Here is an 18,307-nt window from a genome sequence, read left to right on the forward strand (position 1 = left end):
GTTGTATCTATGAAAGCCATTGTTCCTGCTGCCTGGGTTTTGATCGGCCTGTTGAGCGTCTTCCACATGGGAGGCGTAGTCGCGGCAGCGCCGGCGCAGGAAAAACCGGCCGCCAGTGTCACGAAGGATGCGCCGAAAAAAATCACAGCGGCCAAGAAACCTTCCGCCAAGAAGGTGGCACCGGCGAAGAAAAAACGCGCGCCCATCGCCTCCAAGAGCAAATCCGCCCACGAGGTCGCCAAGACCCCATTGCCGCCGGCCAAGCTGGATTTGAGCTTGCCCCATGAGATGGTCGATCAACTGCAACCACCGGGTAAGGTAGTGCAGTTCAAGCGTGAACCCCTCTTGCCGTCGATGTTCGGCGAGAAACCCGGGCCGTTTCAGCTCAATGGCCGTTTGTTGAGCAATGAAATGCAGCTGCCACTGCGCAACCAGGAGCGCAATGAGGTGGAAGGCGCAGCACTGGATTTCGAATTCAAGCAATAAACCTTCGACAGGCCTGCAGTTCGTCGCTGACCATTCGGTCATCCCGCCGTGGGCAAAAAAACACGCAGACGGTAATTTAAAACGAGTGTTTTAGCCGTTACTCTGTGTTCTGTTACTAACCATTACCTGTCCTGAGGATGTTGTCGTCATGAAATGCCGTGAAGGCTGTGGCGCCTGTTGCATCGCCCCTTCCATCAGCTCACCTATCCCTGGCATGCCCCAAGGCAAGCCGGCGGGAGAACGTTGCGTGCAATTGTCGGTCGATAACCTGTGCCGGATCTTCGGCCTGCCGGAGCGTCCGGCGGTGTGCTCGGCGTTCGAAGCCGACATCGAGGTGTGCGGCAGCAGCAGTGAAGAGGCCATCCGGCTGATCGGTTGGTGGGAGCAAATCACGGCAGCGTAATGAGTCAATGAACGGATCCTAACTGAACGAACTTGGACAATAAGGAAAAGAACTATGGGTTCGCTGCATCGTATGGCTGTGTTGTGTGGGTTGACCGTGTTGCTGGCAACGGCCACCGCTCAGGCAGAGGACTGGCAGGTTGCCAAGGAGAAAGACGGTATCAAGGTTTCCCTCAGTGAGGTGGCGGGCTCCAAATACAAGGCCTATCGCGGCGTGACGGTGATGAAAACCACCATGGCCAAGCTTCGGACCCTGCAGGAAGACGTTCCCGGTGCCTGCGCCTGGATTCATGAATGCAAGAGCCAGAAACTGCTCAAGCACGAAGGTAATCAGAGCTGGACCTACACTCAGTTCAACACGCCATGGCCGGTGACGTCCCGGGACTCGGTACTGGAAGTCACCACCGAGGAGGGCGCCGATGGCAGCCTGACCCGCAAGCTCAAGGGTGTGCCGAAATACCTGCCCGAAGAGCAAGGTTTCGTGCGCGTGACCCAGGTCGACGGCTTCTGGAAGTTCACGCCAAAGGGCGCTGGCCAGATCGAAGTGACCTACCAGGTCCACACCGAACCAGGGGGGGACGTGCCGTCCTGGCTGGCGAACAAGTTCGTGGTGGATGCACCGTTCAATACTTTGAAAGCCCTGAAGGAACGCGCCGAAAACTGATCGGCCCCGGCTTCATACCCAGAGACCGCCCCAGAGGCGGTCTTTTCATGGGTGCCGTCCAGACGCCCGGCGGAACGATTGTTCAGACCTCAATGTCGAGATAAAGGTAAGCCAGGCCCTGAATTGATCAAGGAGACACCGATGCAAAAGTGGGAAATCACTTTCGTGGATGATCATGGCGAAGCCATCGCCGAGCAGTTCGACTACGAGCAGGAGCCTACGATGGAGCAGGCTGCACAACTGATTCGCGAAAAATTGCTGCCCGTTTCCGCCCAACTGGACCTCAACGACCTGGAAGGTCGCACTGAAGATCCCACCGTCAAGAACCTCAAGTCCCAGCACAGTATCGAAATCATCAGCATTACATCGATTTCATGAAACGGTGCCTGGTCTCGCTTGGCAGCGGCCGCCACTTGCGGCTACTCTGCAATTGAGATCAGCGAAAGGATCGCCAAGGTCCGGTCTTGTCAGCTACATGCTTGTGTCCCGACGGCCATTTGATGCCGTACTGCTTGCAGCCTGAGGGCTTCACGCACGGGAAGACGGAAAGTCTATCCATTGGTTTCAGGAGGACGTTTCATGAGCACAGCCTATCAAGAAGACATCAGCACCAGCGTGTTGCGCCGCATGAAAGAAGGCGGTTTCGATTTTTCCCGATTCCATCCCATTGAGTTCTACGCCATTTTCCCGGACGAGGAGCGGGCGCGCAGGGCGGCAGGTCATTTTCGGGGAGAATCGTTGAACGCGCAGATCAGTGCACGGGACGATGGGGCTTGGTCGTTGGAACTGAGCCGGGTGATGTACGCCACTTACGATGACATTGGCGACTTCGAGCAAGACTTTGAGGCAGTCGTCGAACCCTTGGGTGGTGTGATCGAGGGCTGGGGTGTCAAGCAAGAGATCCGGCGCCTGCAGGCCTGACAGTCACTCACCGCAACCACAGCAACGGCTGACCTTTGTGTCGGCCGTTTTCATGTCTGTGAGCTAACGAGAGTCCCTGTGGGAGCCGAGCTTGCTCGCGATGGCGGCTGCACGATCAACATCATTACTCGCTGACACACCACAATCACTTCCCCAGGTTTTGTACTTAACTGTATCCAGATCAAGCCGCGTCGTTTTTCCGAGACTATGCTCAGCAGAGCGACGCCCCTGCGTCGCAATGAAGCGGGGGCAGCGGGGTGGGGGCATTTGTTGCACTAGAAAAGTGCGCGGCCTGTCAGAGGAGAATCCAACCCGTTGATCATAAAGCGTTTATGCCGATGGCACGGGGCTTGCGAAGCCTTGCTGCCAGGGTGACAAGGAGTACGGCATGATCCGCAGCGGTTTTGATGAAATGTACGATGCCAACGGCCAGGTCCGCCCGCATTACCAGGCGTTTGCCCGCTGGCTGGCTGAAACGCCTGGTGAGCTGCTGGCGCAACGCAGGCGCGAAGCCGACCTGTTGTTTCATCGTGCTGGCATTACGTTTACGCTCTACGGGGACGAGCAGGGGACCGAGCGCCTGATCCCTTTCGACACTATTCCGCGCAGCATCCCGGCCAGTGAATGGCGGGTGGTCGAACGCGGCTGCATCCAGCGGGTCAAGGCGCTGAACATGTTCCTGGCCGACCTCTACCACGAACAACGGATCATCCGGGCCGGCATCATTCCCGCCGAACAGGTGCTGGTCAACGAGCAGTACCAACTGGCGATGCAGGGGCTTGATCTGCACCGCGACATCTATGCCCACATTTGTGGTGTCGATCTGGTTCGCGACGGTGACGGCACGTACTACGTGCTCGAAGACAATCTTCGTACGCCCAGCGGCGTCAGCTACATGCTCGAAGACCGCAAGATGATGATGCGCCTGTTCCCCGAACTGTTCGCCGCCCAGCGCATCGCCCCTATCGATCATTATCCGAACCTGCTGCTAGACACCCTGAAAAGCGCCAGCCCGCTGGACGATCCCAGTGTCGTGGTGCTCACGCCGGGGCGTTTCAACAGCGCGTTCTTCGAGCACGCGTTCCTGGCCCGAGAGATGGGCGTGGAGTTGGTGGAAGGCGCCGACCTGTTCGTGCGTGATGACAAAGTGTTCATGCGCACCACCGACGGCCCGAAAGCGGTGGATGTGATCTACCGTCGCCTCGACGACGCGTTCCTCGATCCGCTGGCCTTCAACCCGGACTCGATGCTCGGGGTGCCGGGCCTGTTGTCCTCCTACCGTTCCGGCAACGTGGTGCTGGCCAACGCCATCGGCACGGGCGTGGCGGACGACAAGTCGGTGTACCCCTTCGTCACCGACATGATCCGTTTTTACCTGGACGAGGAGCCGATTCTGAAGAACGTCCCTACATGGCAATGTCGTAATCCTGCTGAACTTTCCCACGTGCTGGCGAATCTTCCCGACCTGGTGGTCAAGGAAACCCAGGGTTCCGGCGGTTACGGAATGCTGGTGGGGCCGGCCGCGACGACGGCGCAGATCGATGCCTTCCGAGAGCGGATCAAGGCCAAGCCGCACGCCTATATCGCTCAGCCGACGCTGTCGCTCTCGACCTGTCCGACCTTTGTCGAAAACGGCATCGCCCCGCGCCACATCGACTTGCGGCCGTTTGTGCTGTCGGGGCGCGAGACCCGCGTGGTGCCTGGTGGGCTGACGCGGGTGGCGCTGCGCGAAGGTTCCCTGGTGGTGAATTCATCCCAGGGCGGTGGGACCAAGGATACTTGGGTAGTCGAGGATTGAGGAGCTGCCATGCTGAGTAGAACCGCCTCGGACCTGTACTGGATGTCGCGCTACCTGGAGCGCGCGGAAAACCTCGCACGGATGCTCGACGTCAGCTATTCGTTGTCACTGATGCCCCAGGACGGGCGTGGCGATGGCTTGCACGAGCTGGCCATGCCATTGCTGATCACCGGCACGCTGGATGATTATCGGGAGCGACACGCCGATCTGCACGCCGAGCGCCTGCTGCATTTCTTTGCCCTGGAAGCGGCCAACCCGGCCAGTATCTACAGCTGCCTCGGCGCCGCGCGAGCCAGTGCCCACGCGGTACGTGGGCGAATCACCGCCGACATGTGGGAGAACATCAACGCCACCTGGCTGGAAATTCGCGGTATCGCCGAGCAAGGCTTGAATCGCTACGGCATGAGCCGTTTCTGTGAGTGGATCAAGGAGCGATCCCACCTGTTTCGCGGCGCCACCTACGGCACCATCATGCGCAACGACGCGTTCCGCTTCATTCGCCTGGGGACCTTCATCGAAAGGGCCGACAACACCCTGCGCTTGCTCGACGCCCGCTACGAAATGGCCGGTGACCAGGCCGACACGGTCAGCGATGGCACGGCCCACGCCTATTACCAATGGAGCGCCTTGTTGCGAGCCTTGTCGTCCTTCGAGGCTTACACCGAGATCTACCGTGACGCCCCGGGCGCTCGCCATGTGGCTGAGTTGCTGCTGTTGCGCGCCGATGTGCCGCGTTCGCTGCGCGCCTGCACCGAAGAAATCAACCAGATCCTCGCGAGCCTGCCGGGCACCAACGGTCGGCAGGCACAACGGCTGGCGGCGGAAATGGACGCACGCCTGCGCTACACCGGCATCAATGAAATCCTCGACGGGGGCCTGCATGCCTGGCTCACCGAATTCATCCCACTGGTCCGTGAACTGGGCAATGCCATTCACAGTTCCTACCTGGAGGTCATATGAGACTCTCGATCAGCCATGAAACGGCCTACCACTATGAAGATCAGGTGCGCGCCAGCATCCAGTACCTGCGCCTGACGCCCCACGACAGCGAACGCCAGCATGTGCTGAGCTGGCAACTGGATTTGCCCCGGCCGGTGCGTGCGCAGTTGGACCCGTTCGGCAATATCCTTCACGTACTGACCCTGGACGAACCCCACGAAACAATCATCATCGGTGCCCGCGGACAGGTGGATATCGATCCGTTGCGCGAAGCCGAGCACGAGAGCCAATCGGCGCTGCCGTTCCTGCGCTTCACCCGGCTAACGGAAGCGGACGAAGCCCTTCGAGCCTTCGCCGCGCAGCAATGCCAGCAGCGTCGTGATCGCTCGGCGCTGATCGACCTGATGCACGGGCTGAACCAGCACATGATCTACACCCCAGGCACCACTGAGGTGGAGACCAGTGCGGCCCAGGCTTTTGCCGGTCGTAGCGGGGTGTGCCAGGATCACACCCACGCCTTCCTGGCCTGCGCCCGTAGCCTGGGGGTGCCGGCGCGGTATGTCTCGGGGTATCTGTTCAGCGAAGAGAGCGAACACCTGGCAAGCCATGCCTGGGCGGAGGCCTGGCTTGACGACGCCTGGTACAGCTTCGACGTGACCAACCAACTGGCCCGTCCGGAGCGCCACCTGAAGCTGGCCGTGGGCCTGGATTACCTGGACGCCTGCCCGGTACGTGGCATGCGTCGCGGCGGCGGTTGCGAGCAGATGCATGCCAAGCTGGTCGTGCCACCGGCGCCGGTGATCACGGTGCAACAACAATAACCTTCCAACGAGGGAGCTTTTGTGGCGAGGGAGCTTGCTCCCGCTCGAGTGCGAAGCGCTCGCAAGCTTTTTAAGGGGCTGCTGCGCAGCCCAGCGGGAGCAAGCTCCCTCGCCACAAAAAAAGCAATCTCACGGGGCCAATGGCTGCTTGCGTCCCGCCATATGCTTCAAATAACCCACCAGCAAATCCAGCTCGGAATCCGGCAGCACCGCAGCCGAGAACCCGGGCATCTTGCCCTGGGGCCAGCGACGCAGCGCTTGCGGGTCGCGAATGTAGTGCTTGAGGAAATCCCCGGAGAAGTATTCGGTCGGGTTGAAGGGAATGTTCAGGTCAGGGCCGAACTGTGCATCGCCTGCGCCATTGAGCCGGTGGCATGCCAGGCAATTTTTCTGGAACAGTTCGAAACCTTTATTGACCGGGTCGTCCTTGGCCAGGCTGGGCGCCGGTAGCAGGGCGGGGAAGCGTTCGGCCACGGCCGACAGGCGCTTGATGGTCGCCACCGCGTAGGGCCATTGCTCCGGGCTGATGTGGCCAGCCTGCGGATCGGTCCAGACCAGATAGAAAGGCCCGGCACTGTGCTTGCCTTCTCCCAGCGACGGCCATGGCTTGGCCGGGTCCTCGATCGCCAGCCAGGCCCGGGCCCCGCTCTTGTTGAGTAACGGCGCCGCAGGCATTTCGGCAGCGAAGCCGTCCAGGGCAACGGCTTGCAGGTGGTCGTTCGCTTGGACGCCCGTCAATAGTGCCGTCAGCGGCACGGCTCGATAGCTCATCGGTTTCTTGTAGGAAACGTCATCAGCGATCTGGACCGTTTGAACGTCCGGATGCTTGAGCAGTTCTTCGGTTTGCCAGGTGCGCGTGCCCGCGCCCAACTCCAGCACCAGTTGAGCGGCATGAAGGGGCGTGCTGAGCAGCAACGCCCCGAACACAATAAGAGCTTTCAAGTCGATCGCCTTCCATGTCGAGGGGATGCCGCAAAGGTTGGCACAGCCATCGCGGCTCGAACAGAGAACCCGTCACATTTTTTGGCGACACAACTAATGGATGATGCAGATGCCCTCGCGCAGGAATCAGCCAATCACCTTGGTGATATTCGGCAAAATCAACAGCAGCGTCGTGGCAAAGAGAATGAGTCCGGCTTGGCGAACTTTCGAATGTTTGAACATGGCTGACCCGCCTTTATTGTTATTTCCTAAAAGCCAGCCTGCATATCCATGGCGGCTGGCATTGCACTTCCTGTTCGACAAGCGCCTCGGCAAAACCCGACGACTTTCTTGTACAAGGATTACATTAGGGGCCGCGGCGGCCTTGGCTTAGATCCAATTCGTATCAGTTTGGTACAGATTGCTCTAAAAAAGGCATGAGGCCTATTGCCACCTTCCTGTCGGCCCTTTTGCTAGACAGCTTGCCCTCCTGAATCGGTTAACCCGATAGCTCGCTACCGTTCGTCTGAGCGTGGCCGTCAACGCCATTGAGCACTGCGGTCATTGAATCCGGCGCCGCTGGGCTTATGGTTGAAGGCATCGCATTACCCGTGGTTTCGAGGACGTCATGACCCAAGCTTTGATTTTCGACGCATTACGCACGCCCCGCGGCAAGGGCAAGGCCGACGGCGCCTTGCACAGCGTCAAGCCGGTGAACCTGATGGGTGGCCTGCTCAGCGCTTTGCAGCAGCGCATGGATCTGGACACCAGCCAGGTCGATGACATCGTGCTCGGTTGCGTGACCCCGGTTGGTGAGCAGGGGGCCGATATCGCCAAGACCGCCGCGCTGGTGGCCAATTGGGATGTCAGCGTGGCAGGCGTGCAACTCAATCGGTTTTGCGCCTCGGGCCTGGAGGCGGTGAACCTGGCGGCGATGAAAGTGCGTTCCGGGTTCGAAGACCTGGTGGTGGCCGGCGGCGTCGAATCCATGTCCCGGGTGCCCATGGGCAGCGATGGCGGCGCGTGGGCGCTGGACCCGCAAGCCAACCTGCACGGTCACTTCGTTCCCCAGGGCATCGGCGCCGACTTGATCGCCACGCTGGAAGGCTTTAGCCGTGAGGATGTCGACGGTTATGCGCTGCATTCCCAGCAAAAAGCAGCGCGTGCCCGGGCTGACGGTTCGTTCAATAAATCCCTGGTCGCCGTGCGGGACCAGAATGGCATCGTGCTGCTGGACCACGACGAGTTCATCCGCGCCGACTCCACGCTCGAAGGCCTGGGCAAGCTCAAGCCAAGCTTCGAGGCCATAGGCCAGATGGGGTTCGATGGCACGGCGTTGCGCGTCTATAGCCATGTCGAACGAATTCATCACGTGCACACGCCGGGCAACAGTTCCGGCATCGTCGATGGCGCGGCGCTGATGTTGATCGGTTCCGAAGCCAAGGGGCGCGCCATGGGCCTGCAACCCCGGGCGCGGATCGTCGCCAGCGCTGTCACCAGTACCGACCCGACCATCATGCTCACCGGCCCGGCGCCGGCTACCCGCAAGGCCCTGGCCAAGGCCGGGTTGCGGGTGGAGGACATTGACCTGTTCGAAGTCAATGAAGCCTTCGCCTCGGTGGTGCTCAAGTTCATCAAGGACATGGCCATCGACCCTGCCAAGGTCAACGTCAACGGTGGCTCCATCGCCATGGGGCATCCCTTGGGCGCCACGGGGTGCGCAATTCTCGGTACGTTGCTCGACGAATTGGAGGTGCGTCGCCTGCGTTATGGCCTGGCGACCCTGTGTGTCGGCGGCGGCATGGGCATTGCCACCGTCATTGAACGCCTCTGAGCCCCGACTTCAAGGAACACTTTTTCATGACCGATGCCATCCGTTACGAAACTGGCCAGGACCAGATCGTCGTCCTGACCCTGGACATGCCGGGCCAGAGCGCCAACACCATGAACGCGGTGTACCGTGAGGCCATGGCCGCCTGCGTCGCCCGTTTGCAGGCTGAAAAGGACTCGATTGCCGGTGTGATCATCACCTCGGCCAAGCACACCTTCTTCGCGGGTGGTGACCTCAATGAATTGATCAAGGTCGGCAAGCCCGAGGCCAAGGCTTTCTACGACATGGTCCTGCTGCTCAAGGCCCAACTGCGTACTTTGGAGACCCTGGGGAAACCCGTGGTGGCGGCCATCAATGGCGCGGCCCTCGGCGGTGGTTGGGAAATCTGCCTGGCCTGCCATCATCGTGTGGCCCTGGACCTGCCGTCGGTGCAGCTCGGCCTGCCGGAGGTCACGCTCGGCCTGTTGCCGGGTGGTGGTGGGGTGGTGCGGATGGTGCGACTGCTCGGTTTGGAAAAGGCCTTGCCGTATCTGCTCGAGGGCAAGAAGGTCAATGCGCAACAAGCGCTGCTGGCCGGTTTGATCGATGAGCTGGCGAAGGATCGTGATGAACTACTGGCCAAATCCCGGGCCTGGATTCTTGCCAACCCCAGCGTCATCCAACCCTGGGATGCAAAGGGCTATCGACTCCCGGGCGGCACGCCGTCTGATCCGAAAGTTGCGCAAATGGCGGCAATCGCCCCTTCGATCCTGCGCAACAAGACCCAGGGTTGCCTGCCGGCACCGGAGAAAATCCTCTGCGCAGCGGTGGAGGGCGCCCAGGTTGATTTCGACACCGCGCACCTGATCGAAACCCGCTACTTCACTGAACTGACCACCGGCCAGGTGGCGAAGAACCTGATTGGCACCTTCTGGTTCCAGCTCAACGAGATCAAGGCCGGTGGTTCTCGCCCACAGGGTCTTGCGCCTTATCTGACGAAAAAAGTCGGCGTGCTCGGCGCAGGCATGATGGGGGCGGGTATCGCCTATGTCAGCGCCGTGGCCGGCATCGCGGTGGTACTCAAGGATGTCGATCTGGCGGCGGCCGAGAAGGGCAAGGCCCGTTCGGCGGCGTTGCTGGATAAAAAGGTCGCCCGCGGCCAACTCACCGCCGAGCAGCGCGAAGCCACGCTGGCGCGGATTCACCCCACCGACAGCAACGCAGATCTGGCCGGTTGCGACCTGGTCATCGAAGCGGTGTTTGAAGATCGCGCCCTGAAAGCCAGCGTGTCGGCCGCCGCCCAGGCGGTGGTGGGCGATGATGCGGTGATCGCTTCCAACACCTCGACCTTGCCCATCACCGGCCTGGCCCTGGCTGTACCGGACCCGACGAAGTTCATCGGCCTGCACTTCTTCAGCCCGGTGGAAAAAATGCCCCTGGTGGAGATCATCAAGGGGGCGCGTACCAGTGACGCGACTTTGGCTCGGGGTTTCGATTTTGTCCTGCAGATCAACAAGACGCCGATTGTGGTCAACGACAGTCGCGGTTTCTTCACATCGCGGGTGTTCGGCACCTTTACCAATGAGGGCATCGCCATGCTCGGCGAGGGCGTGAGCGCGCCGATGATCGAGACCGAAGCGCGCAAGGCCGGGATGCCGGTCGGGCCTCTGGCGATCTCTGACGAAGTTTCCCTCAGCCTGATGAGCCATATCCGCGCGCAAACCGCCAAGGACCTGCACGCAGAAGGGAAGATGCCGATTGAGCACCCGGCATTCGCCGTGATTGACTTGCTGCTCAACGAGTACAAGCGGTCGGGCAAGGCCGCCGGTGCCGGTTTTTATGAATACCCGGCCAACGGGCAAAAGTACCTGTGGCCACAGCTGAAGAGCCGCTTCGAGAAAACCGATGGGCAGATTTCCCCGCAGGATATCCGGGATCGCCTGCTGTTCATCCAGGCCTTGGAGACCGTTCGCTGCATGGAGGAGGGAGTGCTGACTTCGACGGCCGACGCCAACATCGGCTCGATCTTCGGTATCGGCTTCGCTGCCTGGACCGGCGGTGCGCTGCAGTTCATCAACCAATACGGCCTGCAAGACTTTGTCGGTCGCGCCCAGTATCTGGCCGAGCAATACGGCGAGCGCTTCTCCCCGCCGGCCTTGTTGTTGGAGAAAGCCGCCCGCCACGAACTGTTCTGACAGACCGGGTAAGGGCTTGCCTTGGAACCATGTTTCAAGGCAGGCTCTGTGGTGTGCAATATTCCCATCATCGTGTCAGGTATTTTTTATGTCGCTACGCATCTGCATTCTGGAAACCGATATCCTGCGTCCGGAACTGGTCGACCAATATCAGGGTTACGGGCAGATGTTCCAGCGCCTGTTTTCGCAGCAGCCCATTGCGGCCGAATTTGTTGTGTACAACGTGATGGAGGGGCATTACCCCAGCGATGACGAGCAGTTCGACGCTTATCTGGTGACCGGCAGCAAGGCTGATTCCTTCGGCACCGACCCTTGGATCCAAACCCTCAAGACCTACCTGCTGGCGCGCTATCAGCGCGGCGATAAATTGCTCGGTGTGTGCTTTGGTCACCAGCTGCTGGCGTTGTTGCTGGGCGGTAAGACCGAGCGCGCCACCCAAGGCTGGGGCGTCGGCACCCATCGCTACAAGCTCGCCGCCAAGGCGCCTTGGATGAGCCCGGTGATGGAAGAATTGACCTTGCTGATCAGCCATCAGGACCAGGTCACCGAATTGCCCGAAAGCGCGACGGTCATCGCCTCCAGCGATTTCTGCCCGTTCGCCGCCTACCACATCAACGACCAGGTGCTGTGCTTCCAGGGGCACCCAGAGTTCATCCACGATTATTCCCGGGCCTTGCTGGAGATTCGCCAGCAGCACCTCGGCGAGCAGATCTATAGCCAGGGTGTGGCGAGCCTTGCCCACGAGCACCACGGCACCACGGTGGCGGAATGGATGATGCGTTTCGTCGCGCACAAGCCGCAGGCCGAAGCCACCCAAGGCTAACGATCACCCCTCATGTGGGAGCGAGCTTGCTCGCGATAGGGGGGATCAGTTGGCCTGATGCTGGATGTGCCAGGTCATCGCGAGCTTGCTCGCGATGAATCCCACACACATCCCAGCGAAGAACGCTCGCCTACAACCATCCCGATCGCTTGAAGCTCCACCACAGCGACGAGCATCCCACCGCGATAACTCCTAGCACCGCGAAATAGCCGTATTGCCAACTCAGCTCCGGCATGTCCTGGAAGTTCATCCCATAGATCCCGGCCACAGCCGTGGGAAACGCCAGGATCGCCGCCCAAGCTGCAAACTTGCGCTGCACCACGCTCTGGCGCGACGCTTCGAGCAACACGCCGACTTCGATGGTCTGGCTGGCGATGTCGGCCAGGGTTGTCAGGTCTTCCATTTGCCGCGTGACATGAATCTGCACGTCGCGAAAGTACGGGCTCATGTTCTTGTCGATGAAGGGGAAGTCCAGTCGCTGCAACTCTTCACTGATCTCCACCATTGGCGCCGCATAACGGCGCAGGCGCAATACGTCGCGGCGCAAGCTGTGCAGGTTCTGGATGTCCCGTTCGTTCAGGGAACTGCACATGACATTGTGTTCCAGCTCATCGATTTCGGCGTGGATGGCCTCACCCATTGGCTGGTAGTTTTCAATCACGAAATCAAGGATGGCATAGAGGACGAAATCTTCCCCGTGTTTCAGCAAAAGCGGACGCGCCTCACAGCGCTGTCGGACGTGGGCGTAGGACGCGGAGTGGCCGTTGCGAGCCGTGATGATGTAGCCCTTGCCGGCAAAGATATGGGTTTCGATGAACTGCAGCTTGCCGTCCTTGCGTATCGGCGAATACGTGACGATAAACAGCGCATCGCCAAAGGTCTCCAGCTTGGGACGGCTGTGTTTCTCCATGGCGTCTTCGATTGCCAGTTCGTGCAGGTTGAATTGACGCTGCAGGTTGGTCAGCTCCAGGGCGCTGGGCTCTTCGAGACCGATCCACACAAAATGACCAGGTTTGGCAGCCCAGGTGCTGCCTTCGTCGAGGGTGATATTGGTGACTTTCTTACCGGCGCTGTAGACCGCAGCAGCAACGACTCTACCCATAATGTGGTTCACTTCTTATTGGAAATGGCAGTGACAGGCGGCGTCCAGCTTAACGCGCCCTGTAGCTTGAGAGTCAGCAAAATCTGCGGAGTTCGGCAGCAAAAGAAAACCCACCGAGGGGGTGGGTTTCCATTCAGGCGGCTTGCAACTGCCGGTCCATTGTCGCGATGCACTCGCGCATCTGTTCACGGCATTGGGCAATGAGCCGGGGCATGTCATCCATACTCAATCCGGCCGTAGGAATCGCCGGCAATGAACGTATGAGGATGTCACCGCTGCGCCAACGATTGAGGCGCATGTGCTTGATGTAGCTGCTCACGCACACCGGAACAATCGGCACTCCGGCGGCTATTGCCATCTGGAAGGCGCCTTTCTTGAATGGCAGCAGGTCTGCGCCCAGATTGCGCGTGCCTTCCGGAAAAACCCAGATCGAGGTGTCCTCGTGCTGCAAGGTATGGGTGGTGGTCAGCATCGATTTTCGGGCCTTGATCGCGTTACCGCGGTCGATCAACACGTTGCCCGCCAGCCAGAACAATTGCCCGAACAGCGGCACCCATTTCAGGCTCTTCTTGCCAATGCACACGGTACGACGCGGCACCACGTTGCCGAACATGAACAGGTCATAGTTGGATTGGTGGTTGGCGATGATGACGCAGCCGTTGGGCTTATTCACCAGCGAGTCGACCTGCGTCCGGACCCGCAAACGCAAAATGCACATCGCCGGCAATGCGTACAACCTTGCGCATAAACGGCTGTTGTCCGGGTTGAACGGCCGGCACAGGCCCAAAATCACCCCGAGCACGCCAGCCATTACAAAATGCAGGCCCATCAATAACATACGCAATACAAACAGCATCTACGGGCCCCATCGGGACAAAAGGTTGCGCAGTGTACGGATGTGCACTGTTTTCGGCAATTGCCCCTATAGATGTAGGAAATAGACGATGTTTAAGCACATGTTTCCAAATAACGCGACAGAAGCGGCCTAGAGCGGTTGCGGACTTTTAAACGACGCGCGTAGGAAAAAGCCCGGCTCTACAAGCGTCAGCCCAAGTGCTCCTGATCCAACAGAATCGCACTGTCCAGCGTATCCAGGAGAGCCTTGCGCACTTTCAGCTTGGTGTTCTTGTGGGCTGTCATGTTGATCTTCTTCAACTGACGCGCCGCTTCCAGGGCTGCGCCCTGCAGTTCTTCGGCCGACACCACCTTGTCGAGGAAACCGGCATCCACAGCGCCCTGCGGATTGAACATCTCGGCATTGATCACCGAGCGGTGAAACGCCGACTTGCGCAGGCGATCACGAGCCAGCTCGATACCGGCGTGGTGCATGGTCATGCCGATCTGCACTTCGTTCAGGCCGATGCTGAATGGCCCTTCCACACCAATGCGATAGTCCGCCGAGAGCAGCAGGAACGCCCCCTTGGCCACCGCATGCCCCGGGCAAGCAACAACGACGGGGAAGGGGTGCGACAACAGGCGACGGGCCAGGGTCGAGCCGGCCGTGACCAGGCTCACCGCTTCCTTGGGACCGGCAGTCATCACTTTCAGATCGTAACCACCCGACAAAATCCCCGGTTGCCCGGTAATGATCACCACCGCCCGATCCGCCGTCGCCTGGTCCAGCGCAGCGTTGAACGCGGCAATCACATCTGGCGAGATGGCATTGACCTTGCCGTTGTTCAAGGTCAGGGTCGCGATACCGTCTTCGAGATGGTAGGTAATCAAGTCGCTCATGACGCTATTCCTTGTAAGAGAAGTGACGCAGACGTTACCCACCGCCGCAGGTCAGGTAAAGCACCGTGACTGACTCACCGGTCAGCCCCAAGCCCCGCAAACAGCCTGGCCCTCCCATCCCACCAAGCCTTCATCTATAGAGCATTGCCTATACAGCCCCGAAGATTGGCCGGTTTGCCCTGCCCAGATGCGTTTGAAATGCCCGACCAAGCTTAACCGCATGAAAATTCTGAAAAAAACCTTTGCCATCGGAAAAGCTTTCGACTACATTAGCGCGCCTCGACAGACTGAACGTTTGTCGAGATACGGTGAAGTGTCCGAGTGGCTTAAGGAGCACGCCTGGAAAGTGTGTATACAGGAAACTGTATCGAGAGTTCGAATCTCTCCTTCACCGCCAAATTTGAAACGCCTAAACCCCTGAAAACGTTAAAGTTTTCAGGGGTTTTGTGTTTTCAGGGCTGCAAAAAGCGCCTGTATGGGAACATCCATGGGAACACTTGAGGATTTCCTTCAAGTGCGACCTAGCTCCGGATCCCTTTCTTTCTGCTGCCGGACCGGACGGAAGGCCCAGCCTACGACTCCCAGCGAAGCAACGACGGATGCATGGAAAACGGTGGGCTCAACTATCCGTGGCACTAAAATGCTATTACTCTCGTTCGTTTGACCGACGATCAATCTGTCATGTACATGCGAGGGAGCAATGGCAGTATCCAATCTAGAAAAGTACCGGAAAGACTTGAAGGCTTTACTTCAAGAGGGAGGGGCAGTTCTTCAAGCGCTTCGCCGTAGCGCAGAAGGTACGGAGGTATGGCGAGCCCGTTTGTCAAAGGCCGGATGGACCGAAGAGAAAATTGAAAAGTACGACAATTCGCTCAAACCTTTCCGGATTTGTTACAACCACTGGTATTCGGAAGCTTTGGCTGTCGTAAAGCAGCTGCTCCCGGACCGGTATTCGGACTTCGTAAAGTTTTACGAACGGCCAAAAACACGTAAGTCATTTGATATCGAGACTTATCGAATAGAGGACGCGTGCCAGTCCCTCACGTCTGCTAAGTATAATGGTGACGTGATTGTTGACGTATCTGCGGCTATTCCATTGTTGCAGCAGCAGATAGCTATTCTTGAGTCCATAGAGAAGCGTTTTGAGAGCTCACTCTTTGACATTAAACAGTTGGTTCAGGCTGATCTTTTTGACTCTGAACTCGATGTGGCTAGAGAGCTACTAAAAAATAAATTTGCTCGTGCTGCGGGGGCCGTCGCCGGAGTCGTGCTGGAGGGGCATCTAAAGCAGGTATGTGACAATCATGGGCTGCCGAAGAAGTCTGGCACTATCGCGGTGCTTAACGATGCGCTAAAAGCCGCAAGCGTCATTGAGCTATCGCAGTCTAGGCATATCCAATTTTTGGGCGATATTCGTAATAAATGTGGTCATAAAAATCCCACTGATCCAACAGTCGAAGAAGTGCGTGAGCTTATTGATGGAGTTGATAAGGTTATAAAAACTGTCTTCTAATCCTAAGTGGGGCCAATATGGCCCCTCTCAGGAAAATGCCTAAAGGTTCAGGGCAATTTGAAGCATTCCGACAACGTCTGGACCATCCTCATTAATCCACATTCCGTAATGCTGTCGGATCATGTTCGCGCTTGTATGGCCCATCTGCTCCGCAATCCAATCGATCGAAGCCACGCCCGTCGTAAGTAACTGGCTGGCGTAGGTGTGCCGGCACTGACCAGGCCCGCGATAGCGAACCCCGGCCGCGTTCAAGTGTGCTTTGAAAAACCTGTCCCTCACAACAAAATCGCTGACGTGCGGCAAACCACTCTTCGTATTCAGAAATACAAAGCGCAGCTTGTGCTTGCGGATCGTCTTATTGTCCCGCTCGACGACTTCTACCGTTTCCGCTCTCTTGGTGTGGTTGATCGCGTCTAACTTACGCAGCGCGTCCCACGCAGGCTCCAGCAGCCGTACCTTGCGAGTGGAGCGCCGGGTTTTCGTAACACGGTAAGCTCCGCGCACTTTGGATCTACGGAAGGTGACCATCCCCTGTTCCAAGTCGACATCCTCCCAGGCCAGCGCGATAGTCTCCGACACCCTCGGGCCAGCCCAAATCATAAATTGCACCATCAGCAGCTCCTGGGTGCGATGGGTGGGTGTTTCTAGGATCTGTCTGATTTCCGCCCGAGTGAAAGGGTCAGGGGCCTCTGGGTCGGGAAGACGCACAAATAGCCCTTCCGTTGGGTCATGGGCGACTTTCTTTCGGGTGCGGTAGAGTCGGAACACTTGGCGCACGTTGCAAATGATGTCGCGAATGGTTTTGTTCTTGAGCCGTTTCGACAGCGGTCCCTGGATCCACTCTTGAAGGTCTAGATGGTCAATCTGATCGATCTGGATGTGTCCCCAGCGTGGCCGTACGTGCACCTCAGCCTTATTCTTATACCCGCGAAAAGAGGTTGCGGCGACGCTGTTGCTTTTGATTGTCAGCCAAAGGTCCAGGTAATGCCCGAAGGTGTTTTCGGCCAGTTTGGTCGACTCGGGAAAATGCCGCCGGTAATCGAAAGTACCTGCCTGGATTTCGTACTCGATGACTGTCACCAGACGCTTTGCATGCTCCCGGTTCTCGGGTGTATTACCACCGGGCACAAGCTCCCGGCACAACTCGCCATTAAAACGAAAATAGACCCGTACCGAATTTCCGCGGGCCTCTACGCCATCTGCCATATGCGTCTCCATGCGATCTATGAATAGCCCCACCAGAACCCGGCGGGAGGGAAGGCCGTCCCTGGCTTCCCGTGCTGCGTTGTTTTCGAGCTAAGCGCTATTGATCAGTCCTGACGGAGTAACCAGAACAAGCTGGCACCTCTTCTGAGTCTCGAAGCTTTTCCTGACAAGGCTTCTTCGGCCCGACGTCGCTCGTTAATGGCCTGTCGGGTCTTACTGCACTTGTAGTGGTTGCCGTGGGCGCGGTATTTCCCGCATTGGTCGCAGAACCCCGTCAGGTCTAGATTCCAAGGAAAGGATTTGCCATTGTTCATCGCGCCAACTCCTTGAAGCCGACGCCTCGGGAGTCATGAAATACAGCGATACCGCCTGCCGTGGTTCGGGCGACGTAGGAAAGGTCATCATCGGGTTTCAGCGCGTTCGTGCTAGTCTCCCCGGCGCTGCTGCTTGGGGTCCGTGCTTGCATGGTGCTGCTCCTTAGTGGTGGTCGGTGTCGGGGAGTTGGCGCTCCTCGACACCATCTTTCAGGCCTTGGCCTGGTCTTGCGTGATGATTGCTACGACTTCGTTCCGGTCTTCATACCCATCGATTCCGCAACTCCTCCCAAATCGCATCACCATCCTCGAAGTACCGATGCACCTCTCGTTCGGTCGTGTTATCGAGCCGCAAGACGGTGATGCAGTCATCGAAAAGAGCCGCATCGAGCCGACGCAGTTCGGTCATGTCGAAGGGATAGTCCTGGCCGTTGTAAAGCCCGAGCAAGAAGCGGCCTATGACGCCACTCTGTCCTGAATGACCTTGAGCGATAGGCATCAATCGGTGTAGTGCCTCAATACCTGCCAGGCGAATAGCAGGAAGGGCTCTCTCGTATCGAAAAATTTCGTCAAACGCTTCTATGATTCGATCTGGTGACATGGTGTTGCTCCTTTGATGTTGTCCAGGCGTTGCCCGACTGGTGGTGGTTACAAGCGG

18 protein-coding genes and 1 tRNA gene are annotated in these 18,307 nt (G+C 58.6%); 13 read left to right on the forward strand and 6 right to left on the reverse strand.

Going from position 1 to position 18,307, the window contains the following annotated elements; genetic code table 11:
* The first annotated feature begins 9 nt into the window (after window positions 1-9).
* The 8 genes from BLT00_RS26715 (at window position 10) to BLT00_RS26750 (ending at window position 6,031) form a co-directional block, all read left to right on the forward strand.
* Window positions 10-486: a translation initiation factor 2 gene (locus BLT00_RS26715; RefSeq protein WP_092147193.1), complete on the forward strand. Its 477-nt coding sequence runs from the start codon at window positions 10-12 to the stop codon at window positions 484-486.
* 148 nt (window positions 487-634) lie between these two features.
* Window positions 635-889 carry a YkgJ family cysteine cluster protein gene (locus BLT00_RS26720; RefSeq protein WP_063324943.1) on the forward strand — a complete coding sequence of 85 codons (255 nt, stop codon included), beginning with the start codon at window positions 635-637 and terminating at the stop codon, window positions 887-889.
* A gap of 54 nt (window positions 890-943) precedes the next feature.
* Window positions 944-1,552: an START domain-containing protein gene (locus BLT00_RS26725; RefSeq protein ID WP_092147196.1), complete on the forward strand. Its 609-nt coding sequence runs from the start codon at window positions 944-946 to the stop codon at window positions 1,550-1,552.
* A 141-nt stretch (window positions 1,553-1,693) separates the two neighbouring features.
* The gene (locus tag BLT00_RS26730; protein WP_092147199.1) at window positions 1,694-1,930 is read left to right on the forward strand and encodes a hypothetical protein; all 237 of its coding nucleotides are present in this window, start codon (window positions 1,694-1,696) and stop codon (window positions 1,928-1,930) included.
* A gap of 201 nt (window positions 1,931-2,131) precedes the next feature.
* A complete protein-coding gene (locus BLT00_RS26735) occupies window positions 2,132-2,473 on the forward strand; it encodes a ribonuclease E inhibitor RraB (protein ID WP_003179463.1) in 342 nt (113 codons plus the stop codon).
* 388 nt (window positions 2,474-2,861) lie between these two features.
* A complete protein-coding gene (locus BLT00_RS26740; protein ID WP_063324945.1) occupies window positions 2,862-4,271 on the forward strand; it encodes a circularly permuted type 2 ATP-grasp protein in 1,410 nt (469 codons plus the stop codon).
* Between the two features lie 9 nt (window positions 4,272-4,280).
* Window positions 4,281-5,231, forward strand: a complete 951-nt coding sequence (locus BLT00_RS26745; RefSeq protein WP_063324946.1) for an alpha-E domain-containing protein — start codon at window positions 4,281-4,283, stop codon at window positions 5,229-5,231.
* A complete protein-coding gene (locus BLT00_RS26750) occupies window positions 5,228-6,031 on the forward strand; it encodes a transglutaminase family protein (RefSeq protein WP_063324947.1) in 804 nt (267 codons plus the stop codon). The genes BLT00_RS26745 and BLT00_RS26750 overlap by 4 nt, the downstream gene beginning before the upstream one ends.
* A gap of 129 nt (window positions 6,032-6,160) precedes the next feature.
* On the opposite strand, the gene BLT00_RS26755 is transcribed toward BLT00_RS26750, so the two are convergent.
* Window positions 6,161-6,973, reverse strand: coding sequence for a c-type cytochrome (locus tag BLT00_RS26755; protein ID WP_092147202.1), 813 nt, complete (start codon window positions 6,971-6,973; stop codon window positions 6,161-6,163).
* A gap of 607 nt (window positions 6,974-7,580) precedes the next feature.
* Between BLT00_RS26755 and BLT00_RS26760 the strand changes: the two genes are divergently transcribed.
* From BLT00_RS26760 to BLT00_RS26770, 3 genes are all read left to right on the forward strand, one after another.
* Window positions 7,581-8,786 carry an acetyl-CoA C-acetyltransferase gene (locus BLT00_RS26760; RefSeq protein ID WP_092147205.1) on the forward strand — a complete coding sequence of 402 codons (1,206 nt, stop codon included), beginning with the start codon at window positions 7,581-7,583 and terminating at the stop codon, window positions 8,784-8,786.
* Window positions 8,787-8,812: 26 nt separating this feature from the next.
* Window positions 8,813-10,957, forward strand: coding sequence for a 3-hydroxyacyl-CoA dehydrogenase NAD-binding domain-containing protein (locus tag BLT00_RS26765; protein WP_092147208.1), 2,145 nt, complete (start codon window positions 8,813-8,815; stop codon window positions 10,955-10,957).
* A gap of 88 nt (window positions 10,958-11,045) precedes the next feature.
* Window positions 11,046-11,780, forward strand: coding sequence for an amidotransferase (locus BLT00_RS26770; protein WP_063324950.1), 735 nt, complete (start codon window positions 11,046-11,048; stop codon window positions 11,778-11,780).
* A gap of 130 nt (window positions 11,781-11,910) precedes the next feature.
* On the opposite strand, the gene BLT00_RS26775 is transcribed toward BLT00_RS26770, so the two are convergent.
* The 3 genes from BLT00_RS26775 to BLT00_RS26785 all read right to left on the reverse strand — a co-directional run bounded on the left by BLT00_RS26775 (window position 11,911) and on the right by BLT00_RS26785 (window position 14,616).
* Window positions 11,911-12,882, reverse strand: a complete 972-nt coding sequence (locus BLT00_RS26775; protein ID WP_063324951.1) for a magnesium and cobalt transport protein CorA — start codon at window positions 12,880-12,882, stop codon at window positions 11,911-11,913.
* A 133-nt stretch (window positions 12,883-13,015) separates the two neighbouring features.
* The gene (locus BLT00_RS26780; RefSeq protein ID WP_063324952.1) at window positions 13,016-13,738 is read right to left on the reverse strand and encodes a 1-acylglycerol-3-phosphate O-acyltransferase; all 723 of its coding nucleotides are present in this window, start codon (window positions 13,736-13,738) and stop codon (window positions 13,016-13,018) included.
* A gap of 188 nt (window positions 13,739-13,926) precedes the next feature.
* A complete protein-coding gene (locus tag BLT00_RS26785; RefSeq protein WP_092147211.1) occupies window positions 13,927-14,616 on the reverse strand; it encodes a crotonase/enoyl-CoA hydratase family protein in 690 nt (229 codons plus the stop codon).
* A gap of 307 nt (window positions 14,617-14,923) precedes the next feature.
* Between BLT00_RS26785 and BLT00_RS26790 the strand changes: the two genes are divergently transcribed.
* Together BLT00_RS26790 and BLT00_RS26795 are read left to right on the forward strand one after the other, a co-directional pair.
* A tRNA-Ser gene (locus BLT00_RS26790) sits at window positions 14,924-15,013 on the forward strand.
* Between the two features lie 303 nt (window positions 15,014-15,316).
* Window positions 15,317-16,129 carry a hypothetical protein gene (locus BLT00_RS26795; protein WP_092147214.1) on the forward strand — a complete coding sequence of 271 codons (813 nt, stop codon included), beginning with the start codon at window positions 15,317-15,319 and terminating at the stop codon, window positions 16,127-16,129.
* Window positions 16,130-16,168: 39 nt separating this feature from the next.
* On the opposite strand, the gene BLT00_RS26800 is transcribed toward BLT00_RS26795, so the two are convergent.
* A complete protein-coding gene (locus BLT00_RS26800) occupies window positions 16,169-17,335 on the reverse strand; it encodes an Arm DNA-binding domain-containing protein (protein ID WP_092147217.1) in 1,167 nt (388 codons plus the stop codon).
* Window positions 17,336-17,911: 576 nt separating this feature from the next.
* On the reverse strand, window positions 17,912-18,250 hold the full coding sequence (locus BLT00_RS26810) for a DUF7673 family protein (protein WP_092147223.1): 339 nt from the start codon (window positions 18,248-18,250) through the stop codon (window positions 17,912-17,914).
* Window positions 18,251-18,307 lie beyond the last annotated feature (57 nt).

It is taken from the genome of Pseudomonas sp. NFACC51, from assembly GCF_900103575.1.
GTDB lineage: Bacteria > Pseudomonadota > Gammaproteobacteria > Pseudomonadales > Pseudomonadaceae > Aquipseudomonas > Aquipseudomonas fluorescens_Q.

Excerpts from the sequence above, each read along its gene's own strand:
- BLT00_RS26720 (WP_063324943.1), top strand. The coding sequence starts at position 635 with ATGAAATGCCGTGAAGGCTGTGGCGCCTGTTGCATCGCCCCTTCCATC.
- BLT00_RS26800 (WP_092147217.1), bottom strand. The coding sequence starts at position 17,335 with ATGGCAGATGGCGTAGAGGCCCGCGGAAATTCGGTACGGGTCTATTTT.
- BLT00_RS26740 (WP_063324945.1), top strand. The coding sequence starts at position 2,862 with ATGATCCGCAGCGGTTTTGATGAAATGTACGATGCCAACGGCCAGGTC.
- BLT00_RS26730 (WP_092147199.1), top strand. The coding sequence starts at position 1,694 with ATGCAAAAGTGGGAAATCACTTTCGTGGATGATCATGGCGAAGCCATC.
- BLT00_RS26750 (WP_063324947.1), top strand. The coding sequence starts at position 5,228 with ATGAGACTCTCGATCAGCCATGAAACGGCCTACCACTATGAAGATCAG.
- BLT00_RS26735 (WP_003179463.1), top strand. The coding sequence starts at position 2,132 with ATGAGCACAGCCTATCAAGAAGACATCAGCACCAGCGTGTTGCGCCGC.
- BLT00_RS26745 (WP_063324946.1), top strand. The coding sequence starts at position 4,281 with ATGCTGAGTAGAACCGCCTCGGACCTGTACTGGATGTCGCGCTACCTG.
- BLT00_RS26725 (WP_092147196.1), top strand. The coding sequence starts at position 944 with ATGGGTTCGCTGCATCGTATGGCTGTGTTGTGTGGGTTGACCGTGTTG.
- BLT00_RS26785 (WP_092147211.1), bottom strand. The coding sequence starts at position 14,616 with ATGAGCGACTTGATTACCTACCATCTCGAAGACGGTATCGCGACCCTG.
- BLT00_RS26760 (WP_092147205.1), top strand. The coding sequence starts at position 7,581 with ATGACCCAAGCTTTGATTTTCGACGCATTACGCACGCCCCGCGGCAAG.
- BLT00_RS26715 (WP_092147193.1), top strand. The coding sequence starts at position 10 with ATGAAAGCCATTGTTCCTGCTGCCTGGGTTTTGATCGGCCTGTTGAGC.
- BLT00_RS26765 (WP_092147208.1), top strand. The coding sequence starts at position 8,813 with ATGACCGATGCCATCCGTTACGAAACTGGCCAGGACCAGATCGTCGTC.
- BLT00_RS26810 (WP_092147223.1), bottom strand. The coding sequence starts at position 18,250 with ATGTCACCAGATCGAATCATAGAAGCGTTTGACGAAATTTTTCGATAC.
- BLT00_RS26780 (WP_063324952.1), bottom strand. The coding sequence starts at position 13,738 with ATGCTGTTTGTATTGCGTATGTTATTGATGGGCCTGCATTTTGTAATG.
- BLT00_RS26795 (WP_092147214.1), top strand. The coding sequence starts at position 15,317 with ATGGCAGTATCCAATCTAGAAAAGTACCGGAAAGACTTGAAGGCTTTA.
- BLT00_RS26775 (WP_063324951.1), bottom strand. The coding sequence starts at position 12,882 with ATGGGTAGAGTCGTTGCTGCTGCGGTCTACAGCGCCGGTAAGAAAGTC.
- BLT00_RS26770 (WP_063324950.1), top strand. The coding sequence starts at position 11,046 with ATGTCGCTACGCATCTGCATTCTGGAAACCGATATCCTGCGTCCGGAA.